General features: G+C 48.1%; 13 protein-coding genes and 1 tRNA gene. 8 read left to right on the top strand and 6 right to left on the bottom strand.

The window, feature by feature from the left end:
* Positions 1-220 precede the first annotated feature (220 nt).
* The 4 genes from BMY11_RS15105 to BMY11_RS15090 all read left to right on the top strand — a co-directional run bounded on the left by BMY11_RS15105 (position 221) and on the right by BMY11_RS15090 (position 3,372).
* Positions 221-1,270 (top strand): Gfo/Idh/MocA family protein, encoded by a 1,050-nt coding sequence (locus BMY11_RS15105; RefSeq protein ID WP_177182659.1) that lies wholly within the window; start codon positions 221-223, stop codon positions 1,268-1,270.
* A gap of 16 nt (positions 1,271-1,286) precedes the next feature.
* A complete protein-coding gene (locus BMY11_RS15100; protein ID WP_090577541.1) occupies positions 1,287-2,057 on the top strand; it encodes a sugar phosphate isomerase/epimerase family protein in 771 nt (256 codons plus the stop codon).
* A gap of 167 nt (positions 2,058-2,224) precedes the next feature.
* Positions 2,225-2,443, top strand: a complete 219-nt coding sequence (locus tag BMY11_RS15095) for a hypothetical protein (RefSeq protein WP_090577538.1) — start codon at positions 2,225-2,227, stop codon at positions 2,441-2,443.
* A 317-nt stretch (positions 2,444-2,760) separates the two neighbouring features.
* Positions 2,761-3,372 carry a TetR/AcrR family transcriptional regulator gene (locus BMY11_RS15090; RefSeq protein WP_090577535.1) on the top strand — a complete coding sequence of 204 codons (612 nt, stop codon included), beginning with the start codon at positions 2,761-2,763 and terminating at the stop codon, positions 3,370-3,372.
* A gap of 84 nt (positions 3,373-3,456) precedes the next feature.
* Here BMY11_RS15090 and BMY11_RS15085 read toward each other — a convergent pair.
* A tRNA-Asp gene (locus BMY11_RS15085) sits at positions 3,457-3,533 on the bottom strand.
* Between the two features lie 143 nt (positions 3,534-3,676).
* On the opposite strand from BMY11_RS15085, the gene BMY11_RS15080 reads away from it, so the two are divergent.
* Positions 3,677-4,879, top strand: a complete 1,203-nt coding sequence (locus BMY11_RS15080; RefSeq protein WP_090577532.1) for a methyltransferase domain-containing protein — start codon at positions 3,677-3,679, stop codon at positions 4,877-4,879.
* 19 nt (positions 4,880-4,898) lie between these two features.
* Here the strand turns inward: BMY11_RS15080 and BMY11_RS15075 are convergent, their stop codons facing one another.
* Positions 4,899-5,297, bottom strand: coding sequence for an SdrD B-like domain-containing protein (locus BMY11_RS15075; protein ID WP_090577530.1), 399 nt, complete (start codon positions 5,295-5,297; stop codon positions 4,899-4,901).
* A 275-nt stretch (positions 5,298-5,572) separates the two neighbouring features.
* On the opposite strand from BMY11_RS15075, the gene BMY11_RS15070 reads away from it, so the two are divergent.
* On the top strand, positions 5,573-7,075 hold the full coding sequence (locus tag BMY11_RS15070) for a malate:quinone oxidoreductase (RefSeq protein ID WP_090577527.1): 1,503 nt from the start codon (positions 5,573-5,575) through the stop codon (positions 7,073-7,075).
* Between the two features lie 58 nt (positions 7,076-7,133).
* Here the strand turns inward: BMY11_RS15070 and BMY11_RS15065 are convergent, their stop codons facing one another.
* From BMY11_RS15065 to BMY11_RS15050, 4 genes are read right to left on the bottom strand one after another with little or no spacing between them, the layout of a single operon-like run.
* On the bottom strand, positions 7,134-7,874 hold the full coding sequence (locus tag BMY11_RS15065; protein WP_090577524.1) for an aminoglycoside 3'-phosphotransferase: 741 nt from the start codon (positions 7,872-7,874) through the stop codon (positions 7,134-7,136).
* Positions 7,875-7,934: 60 nt separating this feature from the next.
* The gene (locus BMY11_RS15060; RefSeq protein WP_143069279.1) at positions 7,935-9,998 is read right to left on the bottom strand and encodes a glucosidase family protein; all 2,064 of its coding nucleotides are present in this window, start codon (positions 9,996-9,998) and stop codon (positions 7,935-7,937) included.
* A 24-nt stretch (positions 9,999-10,022) separates the two neighbouring features.
* A complete protein-coding gene (locus BMY11_RS15055) occupies positions 10,023-11,306 on the bottom strand; it encodes an MFS transporter (RefSeq protein WP_090577519.1) in 1,284 nt (427 codons plus the stop codon).
* Positions 11,307-11,348: 42 nt separating this feature from the next.
* A complete protein-coding gene (locus BMY11_RS15050; protein ID WP_090577516.1) occupies positions 11,349-12,098 on the bottom strand; it encodes a PIG-L deacetylase family protein in 750 nt (249 codons plus the stop codon).
* Positions 12,099-12,833: 735 nt separating this feature from the next.
* Here BMY11_RS15050 and BMY11_RS15040 point away from each other — a divergent pair.
* Both BMY11_RS15040 and BMY11_RS15035 read left to right on the top strand, forming a co-directional pair.
* Complete coding sequence (locus tag BMY11_RS15040; protein ID WP_090577512.1) at positions 12,834-13,631, top strand: ABC transporter permease; 798 nt, start codon at positions 12,834-12,836, stop codon at positions 13,629-13,631.
* A 7-nt stretch (positions 13,632-13,638) separates the two neighbouring features.
* Positions 13,639-14,451, top strand: coding sequence for an ABC transporter permease (locus tag BMY11_RS15035; RefSeq protein WP_090577509.1), 813 nt, complete (start codon positions 13,639-13,641; stop codon positions 14,449-14,451).
* Positions 14,452-14,459: the final 8 nt, after the last annotated feature.

Below are 14,459 nucleotides of genomic sequence, written 5' to 3'. Positions count from 1 at the left end.
TAGATGGATCAAAGCCATAGGCCAAATAACGTAGATGGAGACGAAGAAAACCCGCTGCACCGATTGGTGCAGCGGGTTTTTCTATCGTAGTTTGTCTAGTTTTGTCAAATCTCAATTCATGTATTGAAAGCGCTATAATAATTGAGTATTCTAGTAGAGATGTTGAAACGTTTCAATTGGTTGGTTCCAGTAAATCCAGATTTAGGAGAGGATTATTGAAGTGAGCAATTCATCTATCTATCGAGTCGCTTTTATCGGCTGTGGGAAACGTGCGCATGAGCACGCCATCGGCATTAAAGCCGACAGCAGACTTGAGGTTGTTGCCTTATCGGATATCTCAGCAGCTTCTGCAGAAACATTGAGTACGGAATTTGGATTCCAAGCTAACATTTATACAGATCACAAGGAAATGCTTGCTAAGGAGAAGCCGGACGTCGTTCTGATTTGTCTTTGGACACCGCTTCATCTGCCCGTTTTCCGGGATTGTGCAGAAGCAGGCGCAAAGGCTGTTCTCTGCGAGAAGCCAATGTCGGCCACTTGGGGCGAGTGCCAGGAGATGAGCCGTATCGCGGAAGAGACAGGCTGTCAGCTGACATTCTCGTTGCAGCGCCGCTTTGCCAAAGGCAACCAAACGGTACGCCGACTCATTGGGGAAGGCCGTATCGGTCAAGTTATTCGCATGGATCTATATTCGCCGCCAAATTTACTGGACTGCGGTATTCATACATTCGATCAAGCAATCAGTTATATGAACGAGACATCGGCCAAATCGGCACTCGGCGCTGTTGATACAACGGAGATTTACAACTGGTTCAACGTACCGTCTGAGTGCGGCGCGTCTGGTCAGGTTGTTTTTGCCAATGGCGTTCAAGCAAACCTCTATTCTGGTGCCATCGATACATGGGAACCGGATGGCGACGTGTCGAAGATCTGGGCAGGTGTTCGCGTAATTGGCTCAGAAGGCTTCATCGAAGTGATGTGGGATGGCCAAATCGTCAGAGGCGTGAACTATGCTGATCCGTCTTGGAAACCGGAGATGGAGCTGTCTTCCATGTCAGATCAAATGATTGGATATGTCAGCCAGACGATCGACAGTCTGCAATCTGGTGAGGAGCCGGAAGCTTCGCATCGCAAGGCGCTTCGCGCTTCAGAAATTATTTTCGCCGTGTATGAGTCGGTACGCCGGAATGCGCGCGTCATGCTGCCGCTAGCCGATGTGACAGACAGCCCTTTCATTACCATGCTTGAGAACGGCCAATTTGCCAAATAGGAGCGTGTAATTGACGATGACTAGACCAAAGCTCGGATTAATCGGTATTGTTCATGAAGAAGCGAAGCAGGATTTCTGGGGTACGATGGAGCGTGTAGCTGCAATCGGCTATGAAGGCATTGAAGGCGGCTCAGAGCTGCTGAATGGGGATGTGAAGGCGAACGTTGCACGGTTCCACGGACTGGGACTTCAAATCGCAACGCACAGCGTGAACAAGGAACAGCTTCGCGATCAGAAGCTGCTGGATAATGTCATTCGTGAAGCCCATGCGCTGCAAACGAAAGATGTAACTTACTGGTGGGAAGTTGCCGAGTCACGGGATCAACTGCTGCTCGACGCTGAGCTGTATAATGCAGCAGGCGCGCGTTTCACTGCTGAAGGTCTGCGTTTCTGCTACCACAACCACGCGCATGAGTTCCAGAAGACATTCAATGGTCTGTACGCGCTCGATATTTTGGCAGAGCATACCGATCCGCGAAATCTGTACTTTAGACTCGATGTCGCTTGGATTACGCTTGGCGGCGCAGAGCCGGCGCATATCCTCCGCAAGATGGCAGGCCGTGTGCCAGCGATTCACTTGAAGGATGTCTACGGTACAGATGAGATTGGCAAATGGACGGCAGTCGGAACCGGTGTTGTACAGATAAAAGAATCCATCGAAGCAGCGCAAGAAATCGGTGGTGTCGAGTGGATGACAGTCGAGCAGGATCAGCTACGCAATTTGTCTGGTCTAGAAACGGCAACTGTGAGTTACTTGAATTTGAAAGAAAAAGGCTTGTTGTTGTAAGCTTCAGCTTTACCCAAAAACCCGCCAACAAATGGCGGGTTTTTAATTGTTCACACCATACCTACCGGTTATCAGTTAAGATAAAATTAATACCTGGTTTACATTTCGTTTAGATGGATTCGTTATGCTGAAGATGCGATGGAACTGCAGTGAAGGAGGCGTATGCCGTGAACCTGTTCAGGTGGAGATTCATAAGGACGCTTGGGCTTTTTGCGCTCGGAATCGGGATGTATCTATGGACTTTTACCTTAGGCGATCTGATCTTCGTCAAAATCATCTTGGCAGAGGCAGGATCCGTGATGCTCTTCTGTAGTATTTGGTTGATCTTGAATAGCTTCAATGACACGTCCACTATTGTGGTGATCAACGACGAGCTCGAAATGTAAGTGTTATTCGTCTATTCGATATATGGAGGCGGGAATTCCGATTCTGCGGGTGTCGGTTGTTAATTGTGAGGAGAAAAGGGCTATCCCGATGTCATTATTGATGACCTCTGGAATAGCCCTTCATTGTGTTTGCGCAGCGCTCACGACGGTTTGATTCAGAGGACGGAACTGATTTCAACTGATATCTCTCCTCGTAGTGGTCTACTTGCTCCATCTTCTCCGAAATAGTAATATACTTAATTAACAATGTGTAAGATAATAAACATTGTATGAATTAGATAATCGTCATAGTTCCACGACTAGGGAAGGAATTGGTTATGACTGAACCTACGAAGCCACGGACAGATCCACGAATAGTACGGACACGTCAGCTCCTCAAGGATGCGCTGATCGATCTGCTGCAGGAGATGGAAATGGAGAAAATATCCGTCAACAAAATCGCAGAGAAGGCGACCATTAATCGTGTCACATTCTATCTACATTACCGCGACATTCCCGATATGCTTGAGAAGATGGCGGACGATATGATTGAAGAAATTAAAGAAGCGATCGATAAATCGCTCGTCGAAAAACGGAGCGCGGAGGATGCGGATTCGCATAAGTTCATCAGCTTGCTCGAGCATATTGCGGCGAATAAGAAGTTTTACAAAGTGGTATTGGGTACGAGGCGAACGCCGATCTTTACGGAGCGGTTATTGAACATGTTAACGGAATCGGTAGCAGCTAGAGTGGATCAGGAAGGGCCGAATTCTTCCATTGCGAAGGCGGGCATTCAGAAGGATATCGCCATCTGGTACGGTTCCTCTGCCTTAATTGGCACGATCGTATCTTGGATCAGGCATGATATGCCGTATTCACCTGCCTATCTGGCGAGGCAGTTCACATTGCTGCGAACGCATCAGTTTATCGATCAACCCGCACAGGAGTAATGAAAATAGACAAAAAAAAGAGCAGCAGCGCTGCTCTTTGGCGTTCGTTCATTTAGGTTCAGAACTGTTAGATCTGAAAAGGAATGGCGGAGCCGACGGGATTCGAACCCGCGGTCTCCTGCGTGACAGGCAGGCATGTTGGGCCACTACACCACGGCTCCGCATTTCAAGCTGTGCTCTTAAGCACAGGATGTATCGTACCACGAATATGAAGATAGGTCAATGCTAGCGAACAAACACATAGTCCACTAGATTGCGAGATGAATAGCTTAATAGTAACAGGAATGAGAAAGTGGGAATTGGCATGAGAATCGATTTGGGCTGCGGAGCCCATAAATTCCACGACAGTTACGGAATCGACAGGATTGCGTATCCTGGGGTCGATCTTGTGCATGATTTCAATGAGCGGCTGCCGATGAAGGACCATTCGGTTTCTTTCGTCATGGCTTCGCATAGCTTGGAATATGCAGATAACTTGATGGAAGTGATGAAAGAGCTGTACCGCGTCTGCCGTCACAAAACGATAATCTGCATGGTGGTTCCTTATGCACATGTAAGCAATCATATGGTAAATCCTCAATTTAAGCAGCTATTCAATGAGCATTCACCACGCTATTGGACAACGAGTCCTGATCGTATTTTGAACGAGGATGAGTATATCATTTCACAAAATATGTCGTGGTCCGCACCTGAGATTGAAGCCGAGAATGAGCAGCCGCTGATAGATTTTCGTCTGATACGCATGGAGTTTTTTTATTTTCCAGCTTACAATAGCGGCTTCGATCAGCAGGAGCTGTCGCTGCTTCGGCAATCGCAGCTTAATGTAGCAAATCAGATGATGATGCATCTGCTCGTTGTGAAGCAGCCAATTACGCAAGCGGAGCTGCAGCAGATCAACGATTCGGAGAAATTCGAAGAGCCAGATGTGATTACAGAGCTTAGAGAGACAAGCGCGGCGAAGGAGAATAAGGAGCGGCTATTCTATCTGGATCATATGCAGCCGATTATACGCCAGCAAACGAAGAAGAAGGTTGATAAGAAGGTTGTTGCTAAGAAAACAAATGCAAAGAAAATGGATAACAAGAAAACAAATGCAAAGAAAAATGATCTAAAGAAAACAGATGCAAGGAATACGGATGCGTTGAATGAAGATATTTTGGATCCAGATACTATGAATATAGATAACTTGAATACAGAAACCGTGAATACAGATACCAAGCAGACAGATACCAAGAATAAGGATATCAAAGATACAGATAACAAGGATGCAGATATCAAGGATTCAGAAGTTATGAGATCGGCTGCTAAGAAAACAGATACCAAGTTAACAAATACCAAGATAACAGATATGAAGAAAACAGTTACAAAAAATACGGCTCGAGCGAAGACAATGCCGAAGCAGCAGTCGGCGCTCACAAGCAAGATAAATAACAACAAGAAAGCGGAAGCACCGCTGAAGAAGAAATCGCATCGATCGCTAAAAGCAAACAATACCCGGTCCGTCTAAGCGGACCGGGTATTTGTATTTAACGGCGTGCATCCGAGCGAGTTCGTATTCGTATCGTGCTGAAGTTATTATTCCCAAGAACGGCATTTCCGACGATCTGCACATTCGTGATCGTTAAAGTAAGCTTGCGTGGTCCATTGGACATCGTAAATCCAGCGGGCCGTGTGAAGACGGTGGGGGGACATGTCAGCCCTGGATTGACAACCGTCTCATAGGTTGTGTACGTTCCAGGAGTTACAATCGTGAAGCTGTAGTTGCCGCCGGCGTCCGTCTGCACAGGCGTACATGTGCCTCCTGCATGGCTGAACAACACGACAAATACATTCGGGATGCCAGACTCGCCAGGATTGAATACGCCATTATGGTTCAAATTATTAAATACGATGCCTGTTATCGTTGCTGCATATTCAGCAATCAAGGGGAATAGTCATGTCAGGTATGTTAAACTTCGGATGAATTGGACAGTATCTCACATGTTAACAGCTACAGGATTTTGTCACAGAAATTTACCGACTTTTAAATCACAACTAACTATCATATAATAGTATTTAATTAATAGCGCTGACCGACGAACGACTGGTTATGAACCGAGAAAAGTACGGCTGCAGGCACAGCTAGTTGATCAGCTTGGGCACATTTCGTAACGCGCCTACTTCTTTTCTTCAAAATATTAGCATGTAAGGGAAGGTAGAAATGAGTAACAGACAATCCAAAACAGACGTTATCTTAATTGGTGCTGGAATTATGAGTGCGACTCTAGGCGCCCTACTGAAAGAGCTTAATCCACAATGGGAAATTAAAGTGTTCGAGAAGCTTGCGAGTGCAGGCGAGGAAAGCTCCAACGAATGGAATAATGCGGGCACCGGTCATGCGGCTTTATGCGAATTAAACTATACAGACGAGAAGCCGGATGGATCCGTCGATATTACGAAAGCGATCAAGATTAATGAACAGTTCCAAGTCTCCAGACAGTTCTGGTCGTATCTGATTAAGAAAGATCTGATCAGCAATCCGGAAGAGTTTATTATGCCGATACCGCATATGAGCTTATGTCAAGGGACGAAGAACGTTAGCTTCCTGAAGAAGCGGTTCGAAGCGATGTCCAGCAATCCACTGTTCCAAGGCATGGAATACTCGGATGATCCGAAGAAGCTGGCAGAATGGATACCGCTCATTATGGAAGATCGCGATTCGAATGAACCGATCGCGGCAACTCGCATCGCTACAGGAACAGACGTAAACTTTGGCACTCTGACACGTGTTATGTTCGAGGCTTTGAAGAAGAAGAATGTAGAAATAAATTATAACCACATTGTGAATAATATGAAACGTACGCGTGATGGCGAGTGGGATTTGAAGGTTCGCAATATGGGAACTGGCGCGGTAGAACGCCACACAGCGAAGTTCGTCTTCATCGGCAGTGGCGGCGGAAGCTTGCATCTGCTTCAGAAATCCGGCATTCCAGAGGGTAAAGGGATCGGCGGCTTCCCGGTTAGTGGACTATTCATGGTCTGTACGAACCCGGAAGTGGTCGAACAGCATCATGCCAAAGTATACGGCAAGGCGCCGCTTGGTGCTCCGCCGATGTCCGTCCCGCATTTGGATACACGCTTCATTGATGGCAAGAAATCGCTGCTCTTCGGTCCGTTCGCAGGCTTCTCGCCGAAGTTCCTGAAGACGGGCTCGATGTTCGATTTGATCACGTCGGTGAAACCGAGCAATGTTGTTACGATGATGGCAGCCGGCGCGAAGAGTATGTCGCTCACGAAATATCTCATTCAGCAAGTTATGCTCTCCAAAGAGAAGCGTATGGAAGACCTTCGTGGTTTCATTCCGACCGCGAAGAGCGAAGATTGGGATCTTCTCGTAGCGGGTCAGCGTGTTCAAGTTATTAAGGATACAGAAGCAGGTGGCAAGGGTACGCTTCAATTCGGAACAGAAGTTGTTACTGACGCAGATGGTACTCTCGCGGCACTGCTCGGCGCATCGCCGGGTGCTTCAACAGCTGTTTCCGTTATGCTTGAAGTTTTGAACAGATGCTTCCCGCAAGAGATGAAAGCATGGGAACCGAAGATCAAAGAAATGATTCCTTCCTACGGAGTGTCTCTAGTGAAAAATCCGGAGCTTATCAATGAGATTCATTCCTCAACATCGGAGTTGCTCGGACTGAACCGTGAATTGGAAACTGTAGAGTAATATAGATAGTCTGACTGGCCCTCGTCCCCTTAAACACAGGACGAGGGCTTTTTCAATGCTACCATGCCATCAGCTCCATGAGCTTCGCGAAATAAGCAATTCCGTTCTCGTGAATCTGATCTCTTCCATAGGCATCCAAGAATAGATCATCATATTGGTCGGTTTTCAAATTATAATGCAGTGTCCATAGTCCCCAATACAGATCATGATGCCTGTCGCCGATTCCACCATCACCAAGATCAATAAAGCTTTGCAGCTCGAAGTCTTTCATTATGATATTAGGGAGACAGTAGTCTCCATGTGTAAGCGTATCGTTGGATGGAATGTACTTGATCGGATCGAGCACAGATAAATCTTTGTCTTTGCTTCTTGCGATGGATAAGAAGTCTTCCGTTTTATTCGAATAAGGGCAGCCATCCGTCGGCAGCGAATGGAGCTTGCGCAAATAATGACCGAATACCGTCGCCAACCGGTGCGGATCATTCAGATGAAGCGGCTCTGTACCGTCGTCACCGTTAATGGCTTCTGTCAGCAGGTAGTCATGTTGTTCGTCCGAATGATATGCGATTACTTTGGGAGCCAACTGATGGTCATGAATGAACGAGGTCATGGCTGCTTCTCGCTCTAATACTCCTCGTCGGTTGATCTTGAGGAAGGTATGGTTTGAATCCATTTTCTCTATAAAATAAGTTTTGGCATCCTCTGAGCAGCTGCTGTCGTAGAAGGAAGCTCCTTCTAAATACGGCTGCATGACAAGCGGCACGGATTCGATCTGGAATGAAACCGCTGTTCTTTTCATAATGAGTTCCTCCATTCTGTGAAACGACCGCATTCTCTATTGGAGAGTGCGGTCGTTCTATTACTCCGTTATGAATGGGTGCTCGTGCGCTGGATCGTCCTCACACTTTACTTTCCACACGCCGTCTGTAACGGCTAGCGTATACCGATGTCCGCGAAACTGGATATGCTTAAAGGTGCAGTCTCCCCAAGGCGGGAGGGAGAGCCTAACCTTCTGCTCTTCCAGGCTAGGCATGAAGCCGATGCCTCCCATCAACATCGCTGCAGCGGGCATGGCGCTCCAACCTTGCAAGTTAGACCCTTTCCCATAGACAGGTCCATAGTATTCAACAGGCGTTAGCCAGCCATTATCGAGCGAGACTTGGAACCAACGCGTGAGCGGGTAACGCCAGCCATCATCGTTGTTGCGAAGCTTTGCAAGCGCATAGATACCGTCCAAATACGGCCAATCGCTGCCGTTATGATAACGATAGGGAGCCATGCTTTTCTCAACCTGGTGATGAACAGCAAGGTAGAAGGGGAAGACGGTCATGACGCCCCAGTCGCCGTACTGCTGTTCGTTATTGTTTCGCGTCTCCAGCTTAGTCGTGAGGAGCTGCATGATTGCCGCAGTTTCGTCCGCCGAGCAGAGGTCGAATAAAGGGAGTAGCGCCAGTTCAATCGACGTATTCGACTCAACGAAGCCGCTAGTGTTCATGTAGTTGAAATAACCGTGCACTTGGAGCAGCTTCCTCAGACTGTTTCTCGAAGTCTCATATTCCGCAGCGTATCGCTCTGCACCAGCCTCATCGCCAGAAGCTCTGCATACCGCAGATACTGCATACAACGCCCGGCAATACAATGTCAGATCATAGGTTACATAGCCTTCGCGGTAAACATTATCCACCCAGTCGCGGCGATGGTCAGGCTTCAGTGCAAGCCCCGGATAATCCGCGGATGTGCGGCTGCTCAGATACGCAATCGCTTGCTCCATATGTACTTTCACGGTGCGGCCGTTCACTTGCTCCGAGAGCACGCCATAATCGTTCGTCCAGCTCAAGTAATCATGCACGATAAGCGCGAAGAACGATGGCGAGTCAAAGTGATCCGGCCAGAATGGTTCATACTTACCACTATCCTGATTGTAAATGACTGCGCTCGGGCACTGTCCATCTACGCCGATGCCGTGAGCGAGTGTAACAATTTGTCCGCGAACCCATTCGGGACGATAGGGGAGGCTAGCGAGCAGCGTCCAATAGCCGTCACGGAAGTACGTTCTTGGCGGGCTTTGATAGTCGATGCCGGCAAAATAACCCTTGAAGCTCTCTCCTAAATCTTTGTATGAGGAGAGAGAGGCGCTCAGACAATACCCGTACATCGCATTCAGCTCAGCGTCTTGAGATTCGAACGTCTCGCGAAGCCACTGATTCTCTTCGTCAACGACTGTTGCATGGTGCTGCCAATCCGCAATATCTGCTTCCGCCTGCGCAAGCGTATAACTGCCGCATGCTCCGCTGAGCAGCCAGACGAAACGCTTCTTCTCGCCGGGCTCTACGGATAAACGAACACGCAGCTGGAACCGGTTGTCTTCATGCTCAAAGCTAGTTAATGGATCATTTGCAGCAAAATAGACGGTGTAATCCTCCGCGAGCGAGTAGGTGAAGAGGCGCTCATCAGAAACGTGAAGTTGAGGTGTTAGCGTTGCCGTATGGCCTTCTGTGCGCAGCTTCTCCATATGATAGGAGGCGGTGTCAATCTCGAAGCCAAAATGCAAGTCAATCTGGACTGACGCTGCCTGCTCATTATGAAATTCATAGACCGCGAATAAGGCATTCTCGCTTAGGTGGCTAAACAGCTCCGCCGCAACTTGGACCTTAGCGTGATCATCATATTCGATGCGCTGCTTCTTCCCACAGCATGAGACAATTTTGCGCTGCGAGAGTGGTGCAGGCTTACCATTGACGGTCCAGCCGGTATACCAGGAACCATCCTTCAGTACCTTCCACCTGCCTGCGACCGAATAGCGGTGGACTCCGCCGACACCGTCGAATTGAGCCATCAGTCGATTGTTGGCAATGTCATACATAACAGGGGCACAGCTATCTCCTTCTGAACGGGTACCGCCCCACATAGGCGAATGCTTCATCGCAAGATCAACCGCCTTTCTATTCTATAGATTAGTCCCTCTTAACTGCTTCTCTCTTCTGCCGTATTGACGTAAGTACCATACAGTGATTAGCAAAATAATAAACGGCAAGCCCCCGATCAAGAAGCGGAAGCCGTTAATCGCGCTGTCTGGCTGCGATGCGGCATTCTCGTCAAAGCCGCTGGTCGCGAAGAAGATGCCCATAATGGCGTATTGAATCGACATGCCGATACGGATGATGAAGCCGTTGATGCCGTAATACATCCCTTCGCGGCGACGTCCCGAGCGCTCTGCGTCATAGTCAATAACGTCCGAGATCAAGACGTGCAGAGATAACATGAAGCCGGAGACAGGAATGCCTAGAAGTGCGCCAATGACAATAACGGCAGACGGTGAATGCGCGAACAGAAAGCCGAGTGAGATGATGGCGTATAGAATGGAAGAGAGAATTGCAGCTTTCACTGTCGCGATACGGAGGCCGTTCTTCGCCCAGATGAACGACATCGGGATGGCCACAATGAAGACAGCCCCCAGGAATATCGAGTTCTGCGTTGCTGTCAGCTCCACGACATACTTGGTGTAGAAAGCAGTCAGTGAGACGAACATCGTCGTTGTTAGCTGGATGAGCAAATTCGCAACAACGTAGGACGTAAATAGTTTATTTTTGAGCGTGGTGATGGCTGCTTCCTTGAACCGGAGCGGATTCTCAGCGTATGTCGGATTCTCGAAGGATCCGTAAAGTGAAGCATAGAGTGTAATAATACCGATCAAAGCAAATATTCCTGCGGTTAAGCTCCAGCCGAGCGATAATCCGAGCGATTTTGCAAGCGCAATCCCGAAGATCATGCCGATAATGCTGAACATTTGCTGATAGGCAGACACTTGATAGCGGTCTTTCTTTGACTGATACATCTCTGGGAACAATGCGCCTGTGTTAAGACCGATGAATGAGTAGAGTAGATCAAAGATTAACGTAATTGCGAAAAAATAGACAAGCAGCATCGTCGAATCAACCGCTGGCGGACTGAAGAGGAAGTAGAAGACAACGCCGAACGGGAGACTGCCGAATAAGATATATGGAATCCGTCTGCCGAAGCGGCTGCGCGTGCGGTCGCTGACATGGCCTGCCAGTAGATTGAAGAGCGCGTTCAAGATACCGTAGACGATCATGCCGATAGAAATGGAAGTGCCGGAGACATGGAGTACGTCTACGTAGTAATAGACGGCGACAGCGCTGAAAGCTTGCCAGAGGACGCTTAGTCCAATCTGGTTCAGTGAGTAAGCTAGCTTCTTGGAAGTGGATGCCATAGCTGAAATGCCTCCTAAGTAGGGTGGATGACTGGTTTGAATTTAGCTGTACAAAGCTGCCGGGAAGAAGTGCAGCTGCTGGCTCGCGAGCACCTTGAACGCTTCTGCGAAACCTGCTTGATCAAGGTTCAGCTTTCTGTGGAGCTGCGAAGCTTGATACTCGAAATACATACGGAGCATGGGCCATTCCTCATTATCAAACTGGCTCTTGTGCGCAAGAATCGAAGCCAGCTTGGTCTCCCAATGCGTAGTAATGTCAATAAACGTATTCGGATGCGAGGTCGCATAGAAAGCGATTTGCGGAACCGCATGCGGCTCACCTTCAGGGAAGCGAACCTTGTTCGCAGCGAACAGCATTGCTGTTGCGACTGCTTTGCCAGTTTTGATATGATCCGGATGGGCCTCGTACGGCATCCACGGATCAACTGTCATCAGCATGTCCGGCTTTTCTGCGCGAATAATTGGGATCAGCTGCTTCAGAAGATCATCTTCGGAGTAGTCACCCATATCATGGAAGCCAAGATCAATCTGCTTCGATACACCAAGCAATTGGCCAGCTGCTTGCTTCTCGTACTCTCGAATGCGGACAATCTCTTCAGTGGTGGGGGCTCCTGTCGAGCCGCTTGCACTGCCGTCCGTGACGGTGATGTAAACGATTTCACAACCTCGCAGCGCAAGTGCACGCAGCGTGCCTGCGGCGCCAACCTCATTATCATCAGGATGCGGCTGAACGCAGATGATTTTCTTGACGTCCAGTAAGTCTGGTAAGCCTAATAACTGTTTAATATCCATTGTTATAACCTCCAATACGACACATTTTAACATAATCCGACGCGAACAAACATGTGATTTTTTAGTTTGTATCGCAACATGTAGGATCTCCTTTGCGTACAATTAGGCAGAGGTGATAGCATGTTTAATCCGAAGGCTAACTTCTACTAGCTGTGTCGTAAGTCTGGCTTGAACGATGAGCCAAAAGCTAACCCGGCGCAGCGGGGATGTAGTTGTTTTCGAAGCAAAAGCAAAAGCAAAAGCTGAAAGATCCAAGAAGAGAGAAGCTCAGAGATTTCCGCAAGGGGATCAAGTGCGTGCATTACCGTAAAGAGTGCACTTCCGCCAGAAGAAGTGATTATCGCAAGTACAGAACACAGATGAAGTGTCTCATGAGCAAAGAGCGATATGAGTTATTGCATGGGTATCAACGGACTGGTGGAAGGATTACTTGGTAGTTAATAGGATATTCGAAAGGAACGGCAGCCTGGAGAGGGCTGTCGTTTTTTGTGTAGAACTGGAAATGATCCTGAGTCGTTCTGGGTCACTTTAGGGGAGGCTTTTCTATCTGGAACAAGTTAGGATACATGCAGAACACTGGGATTTAACCGTAGTAACTACCAGAACGATTATAATAGAAGTCGCCCAATGGCGGCTTCTTTTTTTCATCAAATCCAATGACAATTTCCAGAAAGTAGTGGTAATATATGGTGAATTGGTCGCGTTTACAATAGAGATAGAGAAGAGGGGGCATCTATGTTTCAAGCGTATTGGTATATGACGAAGCTAAGAGTGTTGACTGGACTCGCTTATCGGTTTGAAGTTTTCGCGTCTGTCGGCACGAACCTCATCCTAATGGTGGCGTCCGTCTTCCTATGGAAAGCTGCCTACAGCGGGGGTTCAGGTGGTAGCGCCGGAATGACCTTGCATGACCTGGTTACATACACCATCGTATCGATTCTGTTGGCATCACTGTTCGTCACTGACGTTCAGGACACGATCTATTACAAGATTCGCGAGGGCAAAATTGTCACGGATTTCTACCGGCCTGTTCCGCTGCTAGCCTGTTACCTCGCAGAAGACATCGGGGCGATGCTAAGCTCCTTATTGAATAAGGTGCTGCCTCTGTTTATAGTGGCATCTCTCTTGTTCGGTATGCCTCTGCCGTCAACTGCAATCGGGATGCTGTTGTTCTTCCCAAGCTGTCTGTTAAGCTATGCCATACTCTGGCTGCTGAGCGCACTTGTCGGCTTGGTCGCTTTCTGGGTGATGGAGCTTGGCAACATGGGGAATGTCAAAGACGCCATCGTTCGCATCCTCTCGGGCAGTCTTGTTCCTCTATGGCTCTTCCCACAATCTGTTCAAACCATATCCGCATACTTGCCATTTCAATACACGTACCAAACACCGCTTGGTATCTATATCGGAGCGACCGGACCGGTTGAAGCATTGCGAGCAATGGTGATTCAAGGTGTATGGATCGCCATTCTATTTGCCTTACTCGCGCTCTTCTGGCGCCACACCAAATCCAAAACACTAATCCAAGGAGGGTGACGATTAGATGGCGACGATCCGTCACTATTATTCAGTTGCAGCTTGCTTCGCCCGGCTTGCGATTCAGCGTCAGCTCGAATATCCGCTGTTTCTGTTCAGTTGGTTGCTCATGATTCCAATCCAATATTTCTCGGGCATCTGGGTGCTGAAGATTATTGTCGACAGGTTCCAGCCGCTCAATGGATGGGATTTTCCAGAGCTTGCTTTCATCTATGGACTAGGATTGTTGAGTCACGGCATTAATGTCGTACTGTTTATCAATACATGGCATATGGACGGCATGGTCATTGACGGTGCATTCGACCGACTGCTGCTTAGGCCGATGAATGTGTTCTTCCAGCTCATCGCAAGTTATTTCAACTTTATTGGACTTATTGACCTCATTCCTGGCGTACTGATCTTTGCTTATGGCTGCCATCTTGTTGGCTTCGAGTGGACGATTATGAATATTATCAAAATCATCCTTGTTATCATCGGCGGTGTTCTCATCCGTGCGGCGTTGTTCATCACACTCGGTACGATCGCGTTCTGGACGAAGAGAAACGCATCTATGGTAGGCTTCGCGCTCTCGATGCTGGAGAGAGGAACGATGTACCCGCTGAGTATTTTTCCGAATTTGATCCAGCTATTGTTCACCTTTCTTATTCCGATCGGTTTCATTACGTTCTATCCTGCGATTGAGTTTCTTGGGAAATCAGGGGAATTCGGGCTGCCCGTGCGTATCGCGCTATGGACGCCGATTATTGGCATTCTCTGTTTCTGGTTGTCTCAACGGATGTTTAAGTTCGGGCTTAAAAATTACGAGAGTGCAGGTTCATAAGCGGGAGG

The organism is Paenibacillus sp. OV219 (assembly GCF_900110075.1).
Lineage (GTDB): Bacteria > Bacillota > Bacilli > Paenibacillales > Paenibacillaceae > Paenibacillus_Z.
This window is presented reverse-complemented; position numbering and strand designations above follow the sequence as displayed.

Excerpts from the sequence above, each read along its gene's own strand:
- BMY11_RS15100 (WP_090577541.1), top strand. The coding sequence starts at position 1,287 with ATGACTAGACCAAAGCTCGGATTAATCGGTATTGTTCATGAAGAAGCG.
- BMY11_RS15090 (WP_090577535.1), top strand. The coding sequence starts at position 2,761 with ATGACTGAACCTACGAAGCCACGGACAGATCCACGAATAGTACGGACA.
- BMY11_RS15080 (WP_090577532.1), top strand. The coding sequence starts at position 3,677 with ATGAGAATCGATTTGGGCTGCGGAGCCCATAAATTCCACGACAGTTAC.
- BMY11_RS15070 (WP_090577527.1), top strand. The coding sequence starts at position 5,573 with ATGAGTAACAGACAATCCAAAACAGACGTTATCTTAATTGGTGCTGGA.
- BMY11_RS15065 (WP_090577524.1), bottom strand. The coding sequence starts at position 7,874 with ATGAAAAGAACAGCGGTTTCATTCCAGATCGAATCCGTGCCGCTTGTC.
- BMY11_RS15060 (WP_143069279.1), bottom strand. The coding sequence starts at position 9,998 with ATGAAGCATTCGCCTATGTGGGGCGGTACCCGTTCAGAAGGAGATAGC.
- BMY11_RS15055 (WP_090577519.1), bottom strand. The coding sequence starts at position 11,306 with ATGGCATCCACTTCCAAGAAGCTAGCTTACTCACTGAACCAGATTGGA.
- BMY11_RS15050 (WP_090577516.1), bottom strand. The coding sequence starts at position 12,098 with ATGGATATTAAACAGTTATTAGGCTTACCAGACTTACTGGACGTCAAG.
- BMY11_RS15040 (WP_090577512.1), top strand. The coding sequence starts at position 12,834 with ATGTTTCAAGCGTATTGGTATATGACGAAGCTAAGAGTGTTGACTGGA.
- BMY11_RS15035 (WP_090577509.1), top strand. The coding sequence starts at position 13,639 with ATGGCGACGATCCGTCACTATTATTCAGTTGCAGCTTGCTTCGCCCGG.